The sequence below is a fragment of the Streptomyces sp. NPDC051776 genome (assembly GCF_040681345.1).
Lineage (GTDB): Bacteria > Actinomycetota > Actinomycetes > Streptomycetales > Streptomycetaceae > Streptomyces.
In genome coordinates, this window is record NZ_JBFAYQ010000035.1 from 47,400 (window position 1) to 68,225 (window position 20,826).

Consider the following 20,826-nt stretch of genomic DNA (forward strand, 5'->3'; position numbering starts at 1 on the left):
TCAGCTCTCCTCGGGAGATGGTGCGGTGATGGGGGCGGGTACGGCGATGATGCGCAGGTCGGGGCCCAGACGGACGGTGTCGGTCACCTCGAGCCGCAACGCCTGCGCGATGGTGGTGATTCCGGCGTCGGCCAGGGCCGCGGCCCCGGCACCGAGCAGGGTGGGCGCGAGATAGGCGACGACCTGGTCGACCGCGCCCGCGGCGACGAAGGCTCCGGCCAGCGTTGGCCCGCCCTCCAGCAGCACGGAGCGGACATCGCGCTCCTGGAGGGCCGTAAGGAGGGCGGGGATGCTCAGACCGCGACGGCCGAGGGGGGCGCGGGGCAGCCGCACGACGGGGGCCAGGCCTTCCAGGTGCGACGCGTCCGCGTCCTCGGCGACGGCGATGAGCGTCGGAGCCGTACCGTCCAGGACTCGGGCACCGGGCTTGACGACCCCGGCGTTGCTGTCGACCACGACGCGCAGCGGCTGTGTGACCTCGGAGTCCAGCAGGCCCGACTCACGGACGCGGGCGCCCAGTTGGGGGTCGTCGGTGCGGGCGGTTCCCGAGCCGACGACCACGGCGTCCGCCTGGGCGCGCAGCCGGTGGACATCGGCGCGGGACTCGGGCGAGGTGATCCAGCGGCTGGTGCCGTCGGCCGCGGCGACACGGCCGTCGAGCGTGGCGGCGTACTTCCACAGCACGAAGGGGCGGCCGCGCCGTACGGAAGTGAGCCAGGCGATGTTGCCCGCCTCGGCCTCCTCCGCGAGCAGGCCGCTCTCGACGTCCACCCCGGCTGCGGCGAGCGTGGCGGCACCGCCCGTGGCGGCAGGATTGGGATCGGACACGGCATGGACGACGCGTACGACCCCCGCGTCGATGAGGGCCTGGGTGCAGGGGCCCGTACGACCGGTGTGGTTGCAGGGCTCGAGGGTCACGACCGCGGTCCCGCCGCGGGCCCGCTCCCCCGCCTCGCGGAGCGCCTCGATCTCGGCGTGCGGCCCGCCGGCGCGGCGGTGCCAGCCGGCCCCGGCCGTCTCCCCCGAGGCGTCGAGGATCACGCACCCGACGACGGGATTGGGGCTGGTGGATCCGAGACCGCGCGCGGCGAGTGCGATGGCACGGCGCATCGCGTCGGCTTCGGCCGCTGAGGTGGCCACCGGGTCCTCCTGCCTCTTCGGGCACGGACTCCGGGGCTGTCGAGATGACAGATGCGGAACAGAGCAACAGGGGCGCCGAGGCCGATTCGTACGGACCATCTGCGGATCGCGGACGGGCCGCCGGGACGGCGGCGCACCGGTGCTTGCTCCGCCGCGCACTGCCTCCCATCCGGACTTTCACCGTCGGTCCAGGAATTTCACCTGGTCAACCGGCCGCTGGATGCGGACGGGTCGCGGACTGTAACCGCCGGTTCGGACTTTCACCGACCCCGGAGTGCGCTTGCGTCACTGGTACGGGTCCAGTCTGCCACGGCAGCGATAGGACCATGCAGCCGATCTCTGTGGCTTGCCTCACAGCACGCAGTCCGGAGGTCACCCGCGGCAACGTCGGCGGACGCACCGGGCCGCGGCAACGCCGGCGGATGAACCGCGGTCGCGGTGTCTACGCGTTCGGGGTGAAGAGCGTTTCCTGTGCCGCGTCCATTGCGGTGAGCACCGCGCCGCGGAGGACCGCCGTGCCGCCCGCCGTGGCCGGACGGATCTCCGTCGGGAGCGGGGACAGCCGCAGCAGACGGTCGGCCACGCGACCGGCCAGGGCGGCTCCGCCCGCATGCCCCGTTTCGCCGCCGAGCACGATGCAGCCCGGGTCCAGGACTGCCGTCACCGCCGCGGCGCCCATGGCGATCCGGTCGGCCACCGCGTCGAGGAACGCCTCGCCCCGCTCCCCCGAGCCGAGTGCACACCGGATCGCCGACTCCGCATCCGTCGCGTCGTCCGCCGCCGGCAGCGCACTCGGCTCACGTCCCCGTACCGCATCCGCTCCCGCGGCCCCCCGTGTTCGGCTCGCGGCGGCGGTGTCCGCCCATCCGCTGAGGCCGTACTCACGCGCAAGCGCGCAGACCGCATGGCTCGCGGCCAGGGCGTGGAAGCCGCCGCCGCAGCCCGTCGCCGAGGGCGGGCCGGAGGTGCCGGGCACCGGCAGGAAGCCGATCTCGCCCGTGCCGCCCGAGGCGCCGCGCCGCAGGCGGCCGTCGAGCACCACGGCCGCGCCGACTCCGTGGCCCAGCCACAGCAGGACGAAGGTGTCGCGGTCGTGGGCCGCGCCGTCGCGCTGTTCCGCGACGGCGGCGAGGTTGACCTCGTTCTCCAGCAGGACGGGGACCTCCAGCTTCCGGCGTAGTTCCGCGACGAGTTCGCCGTGCCAGGTGGGCAGTTGGCCGGTGGGCCCGAGGGCGCCGCTGGCGGGGTCGACGAGACCGGGCGCGCCGACGCCGATCGTGTGGAGCGCGCTGGTTCCGGCCCGCGCAGCCGTACGTTCCAGGAGCGCGACCGCGCTTCCGACGGCGCGCGTGCCGTCCGCTCCGGGGTCGACCGGCAGTGACGCCTCGGCCAGCGGGCGGCCGAGCAGATCGGCGACCGAGACAGTGACCCCGTGCCGGCGGACATCGACACCTGCCAGATGGGCGCGGTCGGCCACGATTCCGTACAACCGCGCGTTCGGGCCGCGGCGTTCGGCGCCGGCCTCGCCCACCACGGAGATCAGGCCCGCGCCCTGCAGCCGCTCGACGAGGTCGGCGACGGTCGGCCGGGACAGACCCGTGAGCGTCTTGAGCTGACCGGCGGTCAGCGGGCCTTCCGTCTGGAGCAGGCGCAGCGCGAGCCGGTCGTTGATGGCCCGGGCGGTACTGGGCGATGCGGTACGGCCTGCCGGGTGAACGCGTGTCGGTGTCACACCCGGATCCTCTCAGATCGGCGCCTATCTATCAGGCAGGGTTCCTGATAGTTTACGGGTTTGACGTGGCCGGGGCGCTTCGGGGAGGACTGGCTGTATGGACAGCAGCGGGGCCATGGGCGCACCGGCACACCGGGAGGTGATACCCGGACAACGGCTGCGCCGGGCCCGTATCGCGGTGGCGACGGTCTTCGCCGTCCACGGCGCCGTCACCGGGAGCTTCGCCACCCGGATCCCCTGGATACAGGACCACGCCGGGATCAGTGCGGGGCAGCTCGGCCTCGCGCTCGCCTTCCCCGCGATCGGCGCCTCCGTCGCCATGCCGCTCGCCGGCCGGATCAGCCACCGCTTCGGCGCCCGGGCCGCCCTGCGCGGGCTGATCGCGCTGTGGACCGCCGCCCTCGCGCTGCCCGCGCTGGCCACCGGTTTCCCCTCCCTCTGTGCGGCTCTCTTCGTCTTCGGTGTCACCTCGGGGATGTCGGACGTTGCGATGAACGCGCTCGGTGTCGAGACCGAGGAGCGCCTCGGCCGGTCGATCATGTCCGGGCTGCACGGCATGTGGAGCGCCGGTGCTCTCGCCGGTTCCGCGGCCGGGACCGTCGCAGCCCACGCGAACCTGGATGCCCGTACGCATCTGGCGCTCGCGGCGGCCGTCCTCACCGCCATCGGCGTGGCCGCCTGCCAGGGCGTCCTCGATCTGCGCAGCGATCCGGAGGAGCATCCGCCGCCGCACTTCGCCCTGCCGCCCAAGTCCGCCCTGATCATCGGCGCGGTCGGCTTCTGCGCGGTCTTCGCCGAGGGCGCGAGCCTGGACTGGTCGGCGGTCTATATGCGCGACGCACTCGGTACGTCGGCCGGGCTCGCCGCGGGGTCCACCACGGCCTTCGCCTGCACGATGGCGGCGGCGCGGCTGGCGGGCGACGCCGCGGTGGAACGGTTCGGACCGGTACGGACGGTGCGCGCGGGCGGGGTGTTCGCGACGGCGGGCGGTGCCCTGGTCGTCGCGGCGGTCCATCCCGTCATGGCCATGGGCGGGTTCGCGCTCATCGGCCTGGGCGTGGCGGTCGTGGTGCCACTGGCGTTCGCCGCCGCGGGGCGCAGCGGTCCGGCGCCGAGCCAGTCGATCGCGGGTGTCGCCACCATCACGTACACCTCGGGCCTCATCGCACCGTCCGCCATGGGCTCGATCGCTGATGTCACGTCGCTGACGGTGTCGTTCGGCCTGGTCACGGTGCTGGCGTTCGGGCTCGTGGTGGGCGCGGGCGTCCTGCGGTCCGCTGGGCGGGGTTCGCATGCGGTGGCGCGGCAGGACGTGGACCGTGCGGGGGCGAACAGCTCACAGGGAAGCGGCATGGGCCGGGATTCCTGAACCGGACCAACCCGGGCTCCCAAGACGGACCGACCGGGTTACTAACGCGACCTACCCGGTTTCGCCAACCGGACCGACCGGCTTTCACCAACGGGACCGACTCGGCTTTCCCTAAGCGGACCGACCCGGACTCCCCATGGGCCCCTGGCCCGGTTCGGTCTTCTCGGAGCCGCCACCCGGACCGTCCTCGGCCCGGTCCGCGGACTCCGCACCGGAGGACTCCGGCGATTCCGCGGGGGCCGGGGCCGATGCCGACGTCCGTTCAGTCGCCGACGCCGACGCCGCACCCGCGAGCAGCGGGCACTCCGGGTTCTCGCACGGACCTGGTTCCCATACCGGGACATACGCACCGAACACCTTGCGACGCTTCCTCGCCACCGCCGGGACCGGACTCTTGCACACGCGACAGGAGAACTTGGCGGAACTCCAGCCCTTGTGGTCCTCGACGCTTCCCATGAGTCCACGGTAGGCGCCGCATGAGCGCTGTGCCAGAGACGTGCGCACCCCCACGATCCGACGGCCCTCCACCGCCGCCCCCGCGGCCCGTTACGCCGTTCCGGTCATCCGTGCCGGTGCAGCCGCTCTCCGGCGAAGTGCCCTGCCACCCTGGGCACATGACGACGACTCGGCAGCCGTGCACGGTGGCGGCGGATCTGCACCGTGCGGCGGAGCGCATGCGCGCGCTCGACGCCGGGTTGCCCGCCCACGACGGGGTCGCGATCTTCAACCGGGTCTATCTGGCCGTCACCGACGAGATCACCTTGCGAGGCGCCGCGGGCTTCTTCCGGAACCCCTCGTCCGCCTCCGCCCTCGCGGCGCGCTTCGCCGACCGCTATCTGCGGGCCGTGGATGCCGCCGCGGCCGGGGAGCGGCCCCCGGCCTGCTGGCGTCCGCTGTTCCAGCAGCGCCGTCACCCCGGGGTGAGCCCGGTGCAGTTCGCCCTCGCCGGGATCAACGCGCACGTCGGGCACGATCTGGCACTGGCGGTGGTGGACACCTGCGCGAGTCTGGCCTGCCGACCCGCCGCGCTGGAGACGGACTTCGAGCGCGTGGGCGATGTGCTCGCCGCACTCGAGGAGCGCATCCGTGAGGACCTGATGCCGGGCCCGGACCTGCTCGACGTCGCCGATCCGCTGACCCACCTCGCCGGATCATGGAGTCTGGACAGGGCGCGGGACGCCGCGTGGGCGGCGTCCCGCGTGCTGTGGGGGCTGCGGCATACGGACGGTCTGTACGGGGAGTTCGCGGAGCGGCTCGACGAGGGGGTCGGTCTCGTCGGGCGCTTTCTGCTCACCCCCCTGGGCTGATCGTCCGGCCGGTCACCCCACCAGGGCGGGGTTCTGGCGGCCGAAAATCTTGACGGCCTGGTAATAGGTCCACGCCGTGCTGTTGCAAGCGGTTCTGGTCGCCCCGCTGTAGCGGTTGCACACGCGCTTGAGGTCCTCGTAGAAGGCGCTGTCGACGCGCGCCTTGTTGGCCTCGAAGGCGCCCATCGCCTTGTAGTTGCGGTAACCGAAGTCGTGCCTGGCGCAGGACATCCGGAAGGGGAAGCCGAACGGGTTGTCGGGGGACGAGGAGCAGTAGTCGGTGGACCAGTCGAAGGCGTACGCGGTCCAGGCGGACTGGTCGGCGCGCGCGGCGGCCCAGGCGTTGTAGCCGGCGACGCTGGTCCGGGTCCAGCTCGCCAGGACTTGGGGCTTGTCCGGCGGTGCGGCAGGGGCGGCGGCAGCGGACGAAGCGGTGACGACGGCGGAGAGGAGGGCGAGGCCAATTGCGGCGAGGCCGGTGGAGCGTCTGCGGTGCATCCCAACACCTCCAGTGGGCTGCGACCCGCCCGTAGGGCCGCAGGTTCATGACAAAATAATTGACAACTCAACGGCCCTTTCACACCTCAAGCACCTCAATTCCCCATGAAATCCTGTACAGGGCGGGTGTCGGGACATGAACGCGGGCCGGTGCCGTGCTGCTCGCACGTCGCCGGCCCGCATCTCCGCCGTCACGCCGGGGCGTGACACCCGGTCAGTCCTCCGGGAGCTCCACCGGCGCGATCGACTCGTACGCGTCGCCCGGCCCCGGGTTCGTCGCATCCGTGGCGCCGCCGAAGTGATGCATGACGCCCCACACCGCGTTCAGCGCCGTCTGCACCGCGCCCTCGGCCCACCCCGCGGTCCACGAGATGTCGTCGCCCGCGAGGAAGATGCCTCGCTTGTCCTCGGGCAGCCGGTCCTGCATGAAGTGGGTGAACAGACGCCGCTGGTAGCGGTAGTGGCCCGGCAGGTTCGCCTTGAACGCGCCCATGAAGTACGGCTCGTTCTCCCATGACACGGTCACCGGGTTGCCGATGATGTGCTTGCGGATGTCGACCTTCGGATAGATCTCCGACAGCGACTTGAGCATGACCTCCATCCGCTCGTTGGCGTTCAGCGGCAGCCACTTGAGGCTGTCGTCGCACCACGTGTACGAGAGGCAGATGACGGCGGGTTCATCGGGCCCGTTGTCCAGGAGGTAGGTGCCGCGGGTCATCCGGTCGGTGAGCGTCATGCTCATCACGTCCCGACCGGTGTCCTCGTCCTTGTCCAGCCAGAAGGGCCGGTCGACGGGAACGAAGAGCTTGGACGACTCCATGTAGTGGGTGCGCTCCATCGCCGTCCAGTGGTCGATGGGGAACAGCGAATCGTCACAGTCGATCTTGCTGAGCAGCATCCAGCTCTGCGCGGTGAAGATCGCCGCCTCGTACGTCCGGATGTCCCCGCCCGCGTCCGTGACCGTGATGCGGTTGCCCGCGGTGCGGTGCAGCCGGGTCACGGCAGGGCGCGGGTGACCGCCGTGCAGCGCGGACAGCGACGTTCCGTACGGCCAGTGCACGAGCTTGCGCGGCTCGCGCTCCCAGAGGCGGAGAGGGAGTTGCTGGCTGCCGCCGACGATGCCGCGGTGGTCATCGTCAGCGCCGGTGTAGACGACCCGGAGGATCTCCAGAATGGAGTTGGGGAAGTCGGTGTCCCAGCCTCCGGTGCCGAAGCCGACCTGGCCGAAGATCTCACGGTGCCGGAAGGAGGAGAAGGCAGCGGAGTCGCAGAGGAAGCCGTAGAAGGTCTGGTTGTCCAGCTTCTCCACCAGCCGGGACCAGATCTCGCGGACCTTGCGCACATCGCGCTCGCGCAGCGCATGCTGCATGGCGGAGAAGTCGGCGCCCTCCTCCAGGCAGGCGTTCCAGGCGTTCATGACCTGGGTGTAGACCTCGGGAAGGTCCTCGACCGTACGGGCGTAGTGGGTCTCGCCCTTGAGGTCGACGACGGTGGACGGGGTGTCCGGGGCCAGCGGGTTGGGGAAGGGCCGCGTCTCCAGGCCGACCAGGTCGACGTAGTGCCGGAAGGCGGTCGAGGAGGGCGGGAAGCGCATCGCGCCCATTTCCGCGGTCAGTTCGGCGTCGCAGCCCTCGAAGCCGACCGTACGCAACCGGCCGCCGATCCGGTCGGCCTCGTGGACGACCGGTTTGAGGCCCATCTTCATCAGCTCGTACGCTGCGACGATGCCGGACAGGCCGCCGCCTATTACCGCGACCTCGGTGCCGTGCCGCGCGGCCGGGACGGACCCGAGACCGGCCGGGTGGGCGAGGTAGTCGTCGTAGGCATACGGGAAGTCCGGGCCGAACATGGTGATCGGCGGCTGCTCCTGCGCCTCGGCGTGCTGTTCGTCGTGGACTGCGGTGGGCACGGACGTCATGGGCGTGGTCTTTCCTGGCGGGTATGCGGGGCGGTACGGGGTGAGCGGGCGCGAGGCTCAGTCGCGGACGAGTGAGCCGTAGAGCCCGGGCCTGCGGTCACCGAGGTAGGTGTTCTCGGCGCGGGACACCTTGAGGAGACCGGGGTCCACATCGGCGTGGATCAGGTCCTCGCCCGCCCCGGCGCGGGCGCGGGCGTTCCCGTCCGGCGCGGCGAGACAGCTCAGCCCGGCGAAGTCGAAGTCGCCTTCCGGGCCGCAGCGGTTGGCGTACGCGATGAAGAGCTGGCTCTCCCAGGCGCGGGCCGGGAGGAGGGTGTGCGCCACGATTTCGTACGGGCGCATGAGGGCGGTCGGGACCAGCAGCAGCTCGGTGCCCGCCAGGGCGTGAGCCCGTACGGTCTCCGGGAATTCGACGTCGTAGCAGATCAGCAGGCCGAGCCGGACGCCGTCGAGTTCCGCCTGGACCACGGGCTCGTCGCCGGGCGTGAACCAGGCCGTCTCGAACGCACCGAAGAGATGCGTCTTGCGGTAGTTCGCGAGACGGTCGCCGCCGGGGCTGACCAACTGGACGGAGTTGTGGAGGGCCCCACCGTCGCGCTCGGGATAGCCATAGGCGATGGCCAGGCCGTGTGCCGCGGCGATCTCCGCGACGCGGCGGGCAGCGGGCCCGTCGGCGGGCTCGGCGAGCCCGGGCAGCGCGTCGCCGACGGCGTAGCCGGTCAGATACAGCTCGGACGTGACCAGCAGCCGGGCGCCGGCGCGGGCGGCACGGCCTGCGGCGGCGTCGAGTGCGGCGAGACTGTCCTCGCTGGAGCACGGGACGCCGCCGGGGCCTTGGAGCAGCGCGGTGCGCAACGGCGTCATGGGACCTCTTCGCGGTGTGTGCAGGGCTGGACTGCGGGTGGGCAGGGGTGAGCAGCGGTGCGCAGGGCGGCCTGCGGGCGTGCTCGGGGAGACGTCACGACGGTACGTTCCGCGCGTACGGGTGGACAAGGCGCGTCCGTTGCGCATCGGCGAGCGATGTGTTGCGCGCTTTCCGGGCATCTCGGCGAATCGTTGTCCGGGCGCGGTATGCGGAGCACGCGCCCGCCCACCACACCTACCGAGCAGGTCAGAGGTCGCGAAGACGTCTCAGGACATCGCGCAGCAGCGAGGGGTCGGGACGCCCGCCGGCGGGCGGAGGGCCCCGAGGGCCCCCGAGGGCCCCCGACGCATACGAGCCCGGCATCGACGAGATCGCCGAGCACGGCCCGGACGCCGGGTGAGCGGCCCGTCCACGTCGCCGGCGAACGGCGAGCGCGCGGGGGCCCGGGCGTCCGGACGCGTCAACGCCTCGCGGCCTTGGACCCCCCGCGCGGCGGTGCTGACAGGTGCCGCCCGACGCGCTTGACGAGCAGCGCCATCTCGTAGCCGAGCTGTCCCGTGTCCGTCTCGGCTCCGGCCAGGACGGCCAGACGGCTTCCCTGGCCGGCCGGGGTGACGAAGAGGTACGCATCGTCGAGCATGATCATCGTCTGCCGCACCCCACCGGCAGCGAAACGATCCGCCAGCCCCTTGGCGAGACTGTGGAACCCGGAACCGACCGCGGCGAGATGGTCGATGTCCTCACCGCGCATCCCCTCCGATGCGCTGGTGGCGAGGCCGTCCGCGGACAACAGCACGGCCTGCCGTACATGCTCGGTGCGGGCGACCAAGTCGTCCAGCAGCCAGCCGAGTTCGCCGTCCCGCCGATCAGTGCCCCGGTCGTCGCGTGTCATCGTCCGCCCCCTCGGTCGTGTTCGATCGGGATGCCGAGGTGCCCTGCTGCTCCCCGGGCTCGCTGTCGCGTCCACGCTCCACACCTCGCTGGAACGCCCCGAAGATCACTCTCATCCGCTCCGGGGCAACCTCGCGGCCCGCGCCGTCCGGCTCATGGCCTTCCGCCGCGGGCGACGGTCTCCCTTTTCCGGACATTCCTCCGGAAGTTCTTCCGGGCGTTCTTCCGGGCGTACCTCCGGACGTTGTTCCGGACGTTCTTCCGGACGTTCTTCCGGACGTTGTTCCGGACGTTCTTCCGGACGTTGTTCCGGACGTTCTTCCGGACGTTCTTCCTGCCGACGAGCCGGGAACCCCGGACGACGGGCCCCCCGCGCCCGCCCCGGGCGGCCCGACGGCGCGGAGCTGCGGCGCGAGATGGGTCTGCCGTACGCGGCGCGGGAGCACGGCGGGTCCGTCGGGGTCGCCCGGACCGCCCGGACCGCCCGGACCGACGGGACCGCCCGGACCGCCCGGACCGACGAGACCGCCCGGACCGCCCGAGCCGCCCGGCCCGTCGAAAACGTCCCGACCGTCGAAGGCATCCGAACCGCCGAAAGCCTCCGGGCCGTCGAAATCATCCGCGCCGTCGAAGGCGCCCGTGGGCGCCACGGAGGCGACCGGCCCCGCGGCGACGGAGACGGGGACGGCGAACGTCGGACTGTCCGGGTCCGCCGTGGCGGCGGCCTCCGCGGTCTCCTCCACATTCATGATCGCGATCTCCGGCAGGTCCTCCAGGATCGCGGCGGGCAGCACGACGACGGCCGTGGTCCCCCCGTACGGGGACCGGGTCAACGACACGTCGATCCGGTGCCGCCCGGCGAGGCGCCCTACGACGTACAGGCCGAGACGTTCGGTCTGCGCGGGGTCGAAGTCGCCCTCCCGGGCGAGGGTCCGGTTGGCCTCGTCCAGGGCGGCCGGGTCCATGCCGAGGCCGCGGTCGTCGATCTGCAGCACACAGCCGCGCCGGTTTCTCTCCAGCCGCATGGTCACCGGGGTGTGGGGCGGCGAGAACACCGTGGCGTTCTCGACGAGTTCGGCGATCAGATGCACGACGTCGGCGACGGCCTCGCCCTTGACCCCCACAGCGGGCATCGGGGGCACGTCGACGCGCGCGTACTCCTCGATCTCCCCCACCGCCGAGCCCACGACGTCGACCACGGGAACGGGCTTGCGCCGGCGGCGGCCGGGAGCGGAGCCGGAGAGGATGATCAGGCCCTCGGCATGGCGCCGCATCCGCGTCGTCAGGTGGTCGATGCGGAACAGGTCCTCGAGCACGTCAGGGTCGGCGGTCCGCCGCTCCAGGGTGTCCACGAGCTTCAACTGACGGTGGATCAGCGCCTGGTTGCGGCGGGCGATGTTGAGCAGGACGGCGTGCACGCCACGACGCAGACCGGCCTGCTCGACGGCGGCCTCGACCGCGGCCCGGTGCGCGGTACCGAGCGCGCGGGAGACCTGTCCGATCTCGTCCTGCGCCCCAGCGCAGCCCTCGTCCGGAAGGGGCGCGACTTCAGGCGGTTCCACGCCGCCCCCGTGGCTCAACTTCCTGATGAGGCCGGGAAGCTGACGTGTGGCCAGGTCGGCGGAGTCGCGCAGGTCCTCCAGCCTCGCCGAGATCCGGCGGCCCGCGCGCACGGAGATCAGGACGGAGCCGGCGACGGCCAGGAGGCCCAGGCCGCCGACGGTACCGGTGCGGATCAACTCGCCGGTGGCGAAGGCGTGTCGGTGTTCGGCGGAGTTCTCGGCGGCCTCGGTGCACAGCATCGTGTAGCGCCGGACCGCCGCTTCCATGGTGGTGCGCCAGGAGTCGGCGGTCACGGCCTTCCCCGCGCCACGGGCCCCCGCCGCCAGCAGCGCGTCCTCGCCCGTGGCCAGGCGCTCGTACGTCCGGCCGTGCCGGAACTCCTCGAAGAGCGTGCGGGAATCCTCCGGCAGGTCCGGCACATACGTCCGCTGGAACACGCGCCGGTCCTCGATCGTGGCCACCAGCGCCCGGTACTGCGCGGCACCGAACGATCCAGCGGCACGGGCTCCCGCGACGAGCGCGTCCTCGCGCGATACGAACTCCCGCACGCGTACGAGTTCGACGACGGTCTGCGCCTCCCGCGCCGACTGCTCGGCCTGGTGGGCGGTCAGCGCGGACCGAACGGCGAACGTCGGCTCCACGAGGGCCGAGTAGCGATCGATCGCGCGGCTCCAGGAGATCCGGCGCGTCAACACCTGGTCGCGCAGCGAGGGCAGCCGGCCGGCTGCGTCCACCATCGCCCGGAGGGCGGCGCGCTGACGACCGGTCAGTTCGTCCTGCCGCTCCTCGCCGGACGCGGCGGCGCGCATGCCCCGTACGGCCAGGTCCGTCGCCCGGTGCTGCCGGACGAGGGCCGTGCGCGCGACACCGCGGGGTGAGGCTACGTAGGCGGCGGCCAGGCGCCGTTCGGTCTGGATCTGGCCGACCGCGGTGTCCACGGGCGTACCGAAGTGCTCGTACACCCCCTGAAGGCGCATCAGTGCCCTCGCGTCCCCGGTCAAAGAGACCATCGCCGCCGCCCAGAGAGCGAGCAGCGCGGCGATCGGGATCAGGGTCAGGGTGACGATCCGGGTACGGATGGTGGGACGGCCAGGACGCCTGCGCATGGTCTCCCCGGGCGCAGAGGGACAGAGTGTCCCTGCACGCTAGCTGCCCGCGCGGCCTGTGCTACTTGAAAGTAGAAAGGGATGACGCAGATCACTCCGTTCGTCGCTCATCAGGCGGCGTGCGGTGGGGAGTTGGGCCGATTCGTCCCATGGGGGGCCGGGCTCGCGGGATCATGTCGCCCCCGGCGGGACACGCGCTGAGCCGCAGCGGTCACGGCGGCGGACGTCAGGGAGACCGCGGGACCGACCACCAGAGGGGAGCCGCTGGTGGCGGCGGCGAGTCCACGGGTGGCGAGGCGGCCCGTCAGCCCGGTGCGCCCGAGCTGTAGCGCCGCAGCAGCGGCGAGAGGACAAGCACCGACTTGGTGCGCTCCACGAACGGCTCCCCCGCGATCCGCTCCAGCACCTGCTCGAAGTGGCGCATGTCGGAGGCGAAGACCTGGACGATCGCGTCCGCGTCACCGGTCACGGTCGACGCGGACGCCACCTCGGGGTAGCGCGAGAGTCCGCGGTGGATGGCCTCGGGCACGGTGTTGCGGCTGCAGTAGAGCTCGATGAATCCTTCCGTCTCCCAGCCCAGCGCGGCCGGATCGACCCGTACGGTGAAGCCGGTGATCGCCCCCTCGGCCCTCAGCCGGTCCACACGCCGCTTCACCGCGGGCGCGGACAGGCCGACTTCGGCGCCGATGTCCGCATACGAGCGGCGGGCGTCCGCGGCGAGGGCGTGGACGATGCGTTCGTCGAGATCGTTCAGTCGCACTGCGGGTGGGTCACTTCTCTGCGGGTGCCTGGACCGGCGCCGCTTCCAGACGGGAGCGCCGCATGCCGTATCCGAAGTAGACCACAAGGCCGACGGCCATCCAGACTCCGAAGACCGTCCAGGTGACCGCGCCGAGACTCCCCATCATCCACACGCAGAACCCGAAGCCGACGGCGGGCAGGAGCGGGGACAGCGGTACGCGGAATGTGCGCGGCATCTCGGGCCGGGTCCTGCGCAGGACGACCACCGCGACGTTCACCAGCGCGAAGGCGAAGAGCGTGCCGATGCTGGTGGCGTCGGCCAGGCTCCCGAGCGGGACGGCGGCCGCGAGAACACCGCAGAAGAGCGAGACGATCAGGGTGTTAGCGCGGGGGGTGCCGGTGCGCGGGTGGACCGTGGAGAACACCTTCGGGACCAGCCCGTCGCGGGACATCGCGAAGAGGATGCGGGTCTGGCCGTAGACCACCGTGAGGATCACGCTCGCGATGGCGACGACGGCGCCGGCGGCGAGGAGGGCGCCCCAGAAAGTTCGGCCGGTGACCTCGTTCATGATCGCGGCGAGAGCGGCGTCGGAGCCCTCGAAGCCCTTCCAGGGCTGCGCCCCCACGGCGACCGCCGCCACCAGCACGTAGAGCACCGTCACGATGAGGAGGGAGAGCATGATCGCGCGCGGGAGGTCCCGCTTGGGATCCTTGGCCTCCTCGCCCGCGGTCGAGGCGGCGTCGAAGCCGATGTACGAGAAGAAGAGCGTGGCTCCCGCGGCGCTCACACCTGCCATGCCGAGCGGCATGAACGGCGTGAAGTTCCCGGCCCGTATGCCGGTGAAGGCCACCGCGCAGAACAGCAGCAGCGCACCGATCTTCACCGAGACCATGATCGTGTTGGCGCGGGCGCTCTCCCGGGCGCCGCCCAGCAGAAAGGCCATGGCGAGCAGGACGACCAGCAGCGCGGGGAGATTGAACAGACCGCCCTCGCCGGGCGGTGCGGCCAGCGCGTCGGGGATGGTGAGGCCTATGGTGCCGTCGAGCAGTTCGTTCAGATACTCGCCCCAGCCGACCGCCACGGCCGCGACCGAGACGCCGTACTCCAGGATCAGGCACCAGCCGCAGACCCAGGCGACGATCTCGCCCATGGTGGCGTAGGTGTACGAGTACGAGGAGCCGGAGACCGGAATGGTGCCGGCCAGCTCGGCGTAGGAGAGTGCGGAGAACAGTGCCGTCAGCCCGGCGAGGACGAACGACAGCGTGACCGCGGGCCCGGCATCCGGGACGGCCTCGCCGAGCACGACGAAGATGCCGGTGCCCAGCGTGGCGCCGATGCTGATCATGGTGAGCTGCCACATGCCGAGGGAGCGCCGCAGCGAGCCGTTCTCTCCGTGACCGCCCTCGGCGACGAGCTGCTCGACCGGCTTGCGCCGCATCAGACGCGTACCGAAGCCGCCCGCGGGCGGCCGGGGGGACCACGTCCCGCTGTCTGCGGCCGCGGGTGCTGCGCCGTGCTCCACCACTGGGGGCTCCTCCATCGCTGCTGCCGGGTATGGCTGCCGGTCATGGGCGGACGACCGGGCGGCGGAACCCTGCGGGCAGGCAGACAAGCCCGGGACGGGGACCGCCGAGCAGGCGGTCACCGCCACTCCACGTACAGCGCACGACCCTACGAGCCGGGCGTGTGGGCCCGGAATGCACGAACCTTGCGCATCGGCGCGCAATCGTTGCGCGTAGGCCGCGCACGCAGGAGATCGTTGCAGGTCACCGCGGGGTTGCCAAATTCGCTACGGGCAGCCGAGGTGGCCCCGGACCGGACCACGTGCACGTGCGGGATGGCGCGTCCGGGACTGCACGCCCGGTTACTTCGGGGGCCGTGCATCCGGTACGTCGGGGACGGGCACCCGTACGTCGGGGACGAGTGCCCGTACGTCGGGGACGGGCACCCGGCGCGGGCGCGGTCGTGCGTCCGGCGCGTCGGGGACGGGCGCCCGGCGCGGGCGCGCGCGGACCACAGGGCCCTGCGTCCGGCCGGACGGCTGGGTGGCCGGGCGGCCGGGCGGCCCTAGTGAGGAACGGGCACGCCCGGCGCGAACGCGACCGTCGCAGCCTGGAGGCGAAGGGACTCCAGAAGGTTCACCTGATCGCGGGCGCGGTCCTTCAGCTCGTGGAGTTCGTCCCGGTCGAGGGGCGCGTCCGGTTCGGCGACGGCCTCCAACGCCCGCCAGAGCACGTACTTGCCCTCCACACCGAGTCGCAGGGTCTCCAGCTCGATGACGACGCCGAGACCGGAGCGGCGCACCACTCGCCCGTTGGGCTTCAGACGGGCGAACTTCTCGGCGATCCAGCCTCCGGCGATCTTGTAGCAGCGCACGGGAACCCCGAGCGCATCCATGATCCGGATCAGCGAGGCACGGTCCCGCGCGATCTCCTGCGCAAGCCGCTGCAACTCCTCGCTGCCGAAACCGCCGCGGTGGCGCTGGGCGATACGGCGGGAGAGTTCGACTCCCATCGTGGAACCCGCCAGATGGTCGTTGAGGTAGATCCCGAGCGACTCCGGTACCAGGCCCCGGGCCGCCTCGGTCGTCACGGAATGACGTGTTCTGCTCATGGTCCCAGCGTGCACCGGACGGGGTGGGTCCGCATGCCGTGGCGCCGTGTCACGACCTCGTCGTCACTCTCGACTCCGCCGCGCCGAACCGCTCGAGCCGCCGCTCCTCCGCGCGTTCCCCGAACGGCTGCTCCCGGTCTCCTTCTTGGCGCCGCCGCTCCTGCCGGTGCCGGTGCCCGCGGTGCCGCTCCTGCCCGTATCGCTCCTGCCGGTGCCCGTTTTCGCCGTCCTGCTCCCAGCGCCCGATGCCTTGCCCGTCGACCGCTTCCGCGCGGAGCGCTCTGCCGCCCGTGCCCGGCCCTCGTCCCCGGGCTCGGCCGCCCCGGCTTCCTCGTCCCCGGGCTCGGCCGCCCCGGCTTCCTCGCCGCCGGACGGCCCGCCGCGCAGCACCGACGTCCGCTTCTCGATACGGTCGCTCAGCGCGTCGACACGGTGGCCGACCGCACCCGTCAAGGCCGCTCTGCCCACCGTGGCGAGCCGCTCGCGCAGGTCCTTGGCCAGCCGCTCGGCCTCCGGCGATTTCATGAGCCCGCCGACCTCCCCGAGACCTCGGCTCCCCAGTCCCCGGCTCGCCGCCAGTGCGGCCAGCCCGAGAGCCAGGCGCGTCTTGCGTGTGCGTCCGAGAACGTAGCCGCCGACGACGGCGAGCACCGCCTGGCCGTTCTTCATGATCGTCGCCCCCTCCGTCCCGCTGTTGCGCGTCATGGAGACCTGAACCACGTCGGGCGCTTCACCCCGCGAAGCATGGAGGCCAACGCGCTTCCAGTATGGGATATATGTCACCTTTCCTCAGAAACGCCCTCCTTCGTAACTGAGCGAGTCCGGTTTACGCCAGGGAGTGAACAGCAAGGGCTTGCTGTGCCGGTGTCACGGGTAGGCAGCCCATCATGCGACTCGGCGTGGTGGACGTGGGCTCGAATACGGTGCGATTGATGGTCGCGGACGGTCAAGGCACCGTCCCGTTACCGGTTCACACCGCGAAGCGCCGGCTCCGGCTGTCCGAGCACCTCGACGACAGCGGCCGGCTCTCCGCAGAAGCCGTGACGTTGCTGGAGGACGCAGTGGCCGCGGCGCGGGAGGAGGCCGAACGGTGGGGCGTGACATCGCCGTTCGTCTTCGCCACGTCGATCGTGCGGGACGCGTCCAACCGCCAGGACGCACTGGACGCGGTGCTGTGCCGTACGGGAATGCCGCTGCGCCTCATGTCGGGGCGCACCGAAGCGGAGTTGACCTTCCTGGCCGCCCGCCGGTGGCTGGGCTGGCGTTCGGGGCCGCTCGTACTGCTCGACATCGGCGGCGGCTCGCTCGAAGTCGCCTTCGGACGCAGCGGAATGCCGGACTTCGCGGCCTCGCTGCCCCTGGGGGCGGGCCGCCTGACCCGGGAGCACTTCGCCCACCACGACCCGCCCGGCCCCGCCGCGGTGAAGGCGCTTCGCCGACGCGTCCGCCACGAACTGCGCGATGTCGCGGCGCGGATACGGTGGGAAGGACCGCATACGGGCGTGGCCACTTCGCGGACGTTCCAGCAGCTCGCGCGGCTCTGCGGTGCCGCCCCCGGACGGGAGGGCCCCTTCGTCCGGCGCCGGCTGGCGCGGCGGGATCTGCGCCCCGCGATCGACGCGCTGGCAGCCCTGCCCACGGCAGAGCGGGCGAGCATGCCCGGGATCTCGCAGGCCCGCGCCGGGCAGTCGCTGGCGGGTGCCGTCGTCGCACACACGACGATGAAGCTGATCGGGCTCGACCGGGTCGTCATCTCCCCCTGGGCACTGCGCGAGGGGATCCTGCTGACGTACCTCGAGGGCGGCGAGGTCCCGTGGTGGATTCCGCCCGTCGCGGCAGGACACATCGAGGCCGCCGGGCCCGTGGGCCCCGCGCCCGACGAAGCAGGGGTCACAGGGGGGCGCGTACCCGTCCGGACGGGCTGACCGGCAAGCCCCCGGGCCGCACCGCGGCGTACGCGACATTGCCTACGACACCGCCCCGCCCGGAAGCCCTGGCGGGGCGGGCCGACTGCCGTTCCTACTGCCAGCTGGCGTGCAGCGGCTGGCCCTCCGCGTATCCGGCAGCGCTCTGCACGCCCACCACGGCGCGCTCGTGGAACTCCTCGAGCGAGCCCGCTCCCGCGTAGGTGCACGAGCTGCGCACACCGGCGATGATCGAGTCGATCAGGTCCTCGACGCCCGGGCGGCCCGGGTCGAGGAACATCCGCGAGGTTGAGATGCCCTCCTCGAACAGGCCCTTGCGCGCCCGGTCGTACGCGGACTCCTCGGAGGTGCGGTTGCGCACGGCGCGGGCTGAGGCCATGCCGAAGCTCTCCTTGTACGGGCGTCCGTCGGCGGTGTGCTGGAGGTCGCCCGGCGACTCGTACGTGCCCGCGAACCAGGACCCGACCATCACGTTGGACGCACCGGCAGCCAGCGCCATCGCCACGTCCCGCGGATGCCGGACGCCACCGTCCGCCCAGACGTGCTTGCCGAACTTCCGTGCCTCCGCGGCGCATTCGAGGACGGCGGAGAACTGCGGCCGGCCGACACCGGTCATCATGCGCGTCGTGCACATGGCACCGGGGCCGACCCCGACCTTGACGATGTCAGCTCCCGCCGCGATCAGATCGCGTACGCCCTCGGTGGCCACGACATTGCCCGCCACGACCGGGACCTGCGGGTCGAGTCCGCGCACCGCCTTCAGCGCGCTGATCATCGACTCCTGGTGGCCGTGTGCGGTGTCCACGACGAGCGTGTCCACACCCGCCGCGAGCAGCGCCTTGGCCCGGCCCGCGACATCGCCGTTGATGCCAACGGCGGCGGCGATGCGGAGCTTGCCGTCGGCGTCGGTCGCCGGGGTGTAGAGGGTGGCGCGCAGGGCGCCCTTGCGGTTGAGGATGCCGATCAGCTTGCCGTCCCGGTCGACCGCGGGCGCGATCTTGCGGTGGGCGGCGTCGAGACGGTTGAACGCCTCGCGCGGATCGATGTCGGCGTCGAGGAGCAGCAGTTCACGGGACATGACCTCGACGAGCTGAGTGAAGCGGTCGACACCGGTGAGGTCGGACTCGGTGACGATGCCGACGGGCCGCCCGTCCTCCACGACGACCCCGGCGCCGTGCGCCCGCTTGGGCAGCAGGGAAAGCGCATCGGCGACGGTCGCGTGCGGTGCGAGGACGATCGGGGTGTCGAGTACCAGATGGCGCTCCTTCACCCAGCCGACCACATCGGTGACGACGTCCAGCGGGATGTCCTGCGGAAGCACCACCAGTCCGCCGCGCCGGGCGACCGTCTCGGCCATACGGCGGCCGGCGATGGCGGTCATGTTGGCGACGACGAGGGGAATGGTCGTGCCGGTGCCGTCGTGGGACGACAGATCGACACCCTGCCGGGAGCCGACCGCCGAGCGGCTCGGCACCATGAACACATCGTCGTACGTCAGGTCGTACGGCGGCTTCTGGTCGTTGAGGAAGCGCATCTAACTCTCTCACCTGCGGTTTTACGTAAGGGCGGGCGGGGAGTCAGCACCGAGCCGAGCGGGATCGGGCTGCGGCTCCTACGCCATTGTCGCCGACCTCGCCCAGGCTTGGCCAACGCCCGGCGATGTCTGTGCCATCGGCCGAGCGTTCCGGGCGCCGCTCTGTGGTTTCCGCCAAGGCGACCCGTCGCGCGGCAAGCGGCACCCTCCTCCCGGTCGAGGGGGCCGATCCGCCCGTGAGTCGAGGGGGCCGGTGCGCCCGTGATCAGTGCGACCGCGCGGCGGCCTCGCCGGCGGGGAGGGGAGGGAACCTCCTCAGCGGCCGCCACGGTCTGGGGACGACCCTCGCGGCGCTCCTGGTGAGCGCCGTCGCCACGGTCCTCGCGATCGGTCCTCGTGATCGGTCCTCGTGATCGGTCCTCGCGATCGCCCCGGCGGCTTGCCGGTCCTCCGTGTCGCGGTCCCGATCACGCGCTCGGGAGGGGGCCCGCGCCCGGGAGCGTACAAAGGTGGGCCCCCACGGCGCACTCGACGTGGCGCGCCGACCCCCCGGCGCCGCCGGAAGACACCGACGCCTCCGGGCAACCGCCCCGAACCGTCCGGCATGGGCGCCGACAGCGGTGGGGGCACGCTCGTCAACCGCTGTTTCCCACCTGCACCGCAGGAACGCCTGTGCCCATCGATGCTCGCGGGCGAGCCAGGCGAGGACCCCAGATCCCGTCATAGCGTTTCCCGCATGCAGCCCGCACCCGAGGCCACCGATTCCGACACGGCCGCTTCGCGCCTGACGGCCCTGGCGGACGGGGTCTTCGCCATCGCCATGACCCTGCTGGTGCTCGATCTGTCGGTCCCGCCCGGGCTCAATGACCAGGAATTCCGGGAGGCGCTGCACGAAACACTCCCCAAACTCCTGGCCTACGCGATCAGTTTCGCGGTCATCGCCGAGTTCTGGACCGACCACCGGCGCATCCTTGGTTCCCTGCGGACGGTCAGCGGCTGGGTGACCGGGCTGACGCTGCTGGGGCTCGGGCTGATCGCGCTGCTCCCGTTCCCCACGGCCCTGCTCGCCGAGTACGGCAACCGCGCCCTGCCCGTCGCCATCTACTCCCTGAGCGTCGCGGCCACGAACGCGGTCCACTTGGCGCTGCTGCTCGCCGTCCATCGGCGCCTTCCGACTCCTGACAGTCCGCTCGCACGCAAACTCCGTCTGCTCCACGCCGCCGATTTCGCCTCCACCGTGGTCATGTTCGGACTCGCCATTCCCCTGGCCTTCGCCTTCCCGAACGGCGCGAAGTGGTTCTGGGCGCTTCTGGTCCCGCTCAAAGTCTGGATCGGCCACTGGGAACGGCGCACCGCGCGCCGTCTCGAAGTCTGACCCCAGCGCCCCGTCCGTACGGTGCGGGCACTTTCACGGAACTCCGCTCACCTTTCTCGGAATATTCCGTTCCGCAACGGTGGGCGGACTGGGAATTCCATCGTTCGTAACCCCGGGACACGCCAACGGCATCGAACTGCACGTCGAGCGGATGCCCGCACGGAATGCCAACGAGGGGGTCGCACCGCCCGCGGTGGTGTTCGTCGCCCGAGGCGGCGAACACCGGCGCCAGGCTCAGGACGGGCCCG

Annotated in this window: 16 protein-coding genes and 1 riboswitch; of the genes, 4 read left to right on the plus strand and 12 right to left on the minus strand. The window is 71.9% G+C overall.

Going from position 1 to position 20,826, the window contains the following annotated elements:
* Together ribD and AB0M26_RS23855 are read right to left on the minus strand one after the other, a co-directional pair.
* The gene (ribD, locus tag AB0M26_RS23850) at positions 1–1,140 is read right to left on the minus strand and encodes a bifunctional diaminohydroxyphosphoribosylaminopyrimidine deaminase/5-amino-6-(5-phosphoribosylamino)uracil reductase RibD (RefSeq protein WP_365263850.1); all 1,140 of its coding nucleotides are present in this window, start codon (positions 1,138–1,140) and stop codon (positions 1–3) included.
* Positions 1,141–1,291: 151 nt separating this feature from the next.
* Positions 1,292–1,422, minus strand: a riboswitch (FMN riboswitch).
* Positions 1,423–1,582: 160 nt separating this feature from the next.
* Positions 1,583–2,872 carry an ROK family transcriptional regulator gene (locus tag AB0M26_RS23855; protein WP_365263851.1) on the minus strand — a complete coding sequence of 430 codons (1,290 nt, stop codon included), beginning with the start codon at positions 2,870–2,872 and terminating at the stop codon, positions 1,583–1,585.
* 97 nt (positions 2,873–2,969) lie between these two features.
* Between AB0M26_RS23855 and AB0M26_RS23860 the strand changes: the two genes are divergently transcribed.
* Together AB0M26_RS23860 and AB0M26_RS23865 are read left to right on the plus strand one after the other, a co-directional pair.
* Positions 2,970–4,241: an MFS transporter gene (locus tag AB0M26_RS23860; RefSeq protein ID WP_365263852.1), complete on the plus strand. Its 1,272-nt coding sequence runs from the start codon at positions 2,970–2,972 to the stop codon at positions 4,239–4,241.
* 614 nt (positions 4,242–4,855) lie between these two features.
* Positions 4,856–5,548 (plus strand): DUF5995 family protein, encoded by a 693-nt coding sequence (locus AB0M26_RS23865; protein ID WP_365263853.1) that lies wholly within the window; start codon positions 4,856–4,858, stop codon positions 5,546–5,548.
* Positions 5,549–5,560: 12 nt separating this feature from the next.
* Here the strand turns inward: AB0M26_RS23865 and AB0M26_RS23870 are convergent, their stop codons facing one another.
* The 9 genes from AB0M26_RS23870 to AB0M26_RS23910 all read right to left on the minus strand — a co-directional run bounded on the left by AB0M26_RS23870 (position 5,561) and on the right by AB0M26_RS23910 (position 16,449).
* A complete protein-coding gene (locus AB0M26_RS23870; protein ID WP_365263854.1) occupies positions 5,561–6,046 on the minus strand; it encodes a phospholipase in 486 nt (161 codons plus the stop codon).
* Positions 6,047–6,260: 214 nt separating this feature from the next.
* The gene (locus AB0M26_RS23875) at positions 6,261–7,964 is read right to left on the minus strand and encodes an NAD(P)/FAD-dependent oxidoreductase (protein WP_365263855.1); all 1,704 of its coding nucleotides are present in this window, start codon (positions 7,962–7,964) and stop codon (positions 6,261–6,263) included.
* A gap of 57 nt (positions 7,965–8,021) precedes the next feature.
* Positions 8,022–8,828 (minus strand): carbon-nitrogen hydrolase family protein, encoded by an 807-nt coding sequence (locus AB0M26_RS23880; RefSeq protein WP_365263856.1) that lies wholly within the window; start codon positions 8,826–8,828, stop codon positions 8,022–8,024.
* 461 nt (positions 8,829–9,289) lie between these two features.
* Complete coding sequence (locus tag AB0M26_RS23885; protein WP_365263857.1) at positions 9,290–9,721, minus strand: roadblock/LC7 domain-containing protein; 432 nt, start codon at positions 9,719–9,721, stop codon at positions 9,290–9,292.
* Positions 9,696–12,389 (minus strand): ATP-binding protein, encoded by a 2,694-nt coding sequence (locus tag AB0M26_RS23890; protein ID WP_365263858.1) that lies wholly within the window; start codon positions 12,387–12,389, stop codon positions 9,696–9,698. The genes AB0M26_RS23885 and AB0M26_RS23890 overlap by 26 nt, the downstream gene beginning before the upstream one ends.
* A 304-nt stretch (positions 12,390–12,693) precedes the next feature.
* The gene (locus tag AB0M26_RS23895; protein WP_365263859.1) at positions 12,694–13,149 is read right to left on the minus strand and encodes an Lrp/AsnC family transcriptional regulator; all 456 of its coding nucleotides are present in this window, start codon (positions 13,147–13,149) and stop codon (positions 12,694–12,696) included.
* Between the two features lie 10 nt (positions 13,150–13,159).
* A complete protein-coding gene (locus AB0M26_RS23900) occupies positions 13,160–14,656 on the minus strand; it encodes an amino acid permease (RefSeq protein ID WP_365263860.1) in 1,497 nt (498 codons plus the stop codon).
* A gap of 542 nt (positions 14,657–15,198) precedes the next feature.
* Positions 15,199–15,744, minus strand: a complete 546-nt coding sequence (locus AB0M26_RS23905) for a hypothetical protein (RefSeq protein WP_365263861.1) — start codon at positions 15,742–15,744, stop codon at positions 15,199–15,201.
* Positions 15,745–15,807: 63 nt separating this feature from the next.
* Entirely contained in the window at positions 15,808–16,449 is a 642-nt protein-coding gene (locus AB0M26_RS23910; protein WP_365263862.1) for a hypothetical protein, read from the minus strand.
* A 182-nt stretch (positions 16,450–16,631) separates the two neighbouring features.
* Here AB0M26_RS23910 and AB0M26_RS23915 point away from each other — a divergent pair, with 182 nt between their 5' ends.
* The gene (locus tag AB0M26_RS23915; RefSeq protein ID WP_365263863.1) at positions 16,632–17,669 is read left to right on the plus strand and encodes a Ppx/GppA family phosphatase; all 1,038 of its coding nucleotides are present in this window, start codon (positions 16,632–16,634) and stop codon (positions 17,667–17,669) included.
* Between the two features lie 94 nt (positions 17,670–17,763).
* On the opposite strand, the gene AB0M26_RS23920 is transcribed toward AB0M26_RS23915, so the two are convergent.
* On the minus strand, positions 17,764–19,203 hold the full coding sequence (locus AB0M26_RS23920; RefSeq protein WP_365263864.1) for a GuaB1 family IMP dehydrogenase-related protein: 1,440 nt from the start codon (positions 19,201–19,203) through the stop codon (positions 17,764–17,766).
* A gap of 736 nt (positions 19,204–19,939) precedes the next feature.
* Between AB0M26_RS23920 and AB0M26_RS23925 the strand changes: the two genes are divergently transcribed.
* A complete protein-coding gene (locus AB0M26_RS23925) occupies positions 19,940–20,578 on the plus strand; it encodes a TMEM175 family protein (RefSeq protein WP_365263865.1) in 639 nt (212 codons plus the stop codon).
* Positions 20,579–20,826 lie beyond the last annotated feature (248 nt).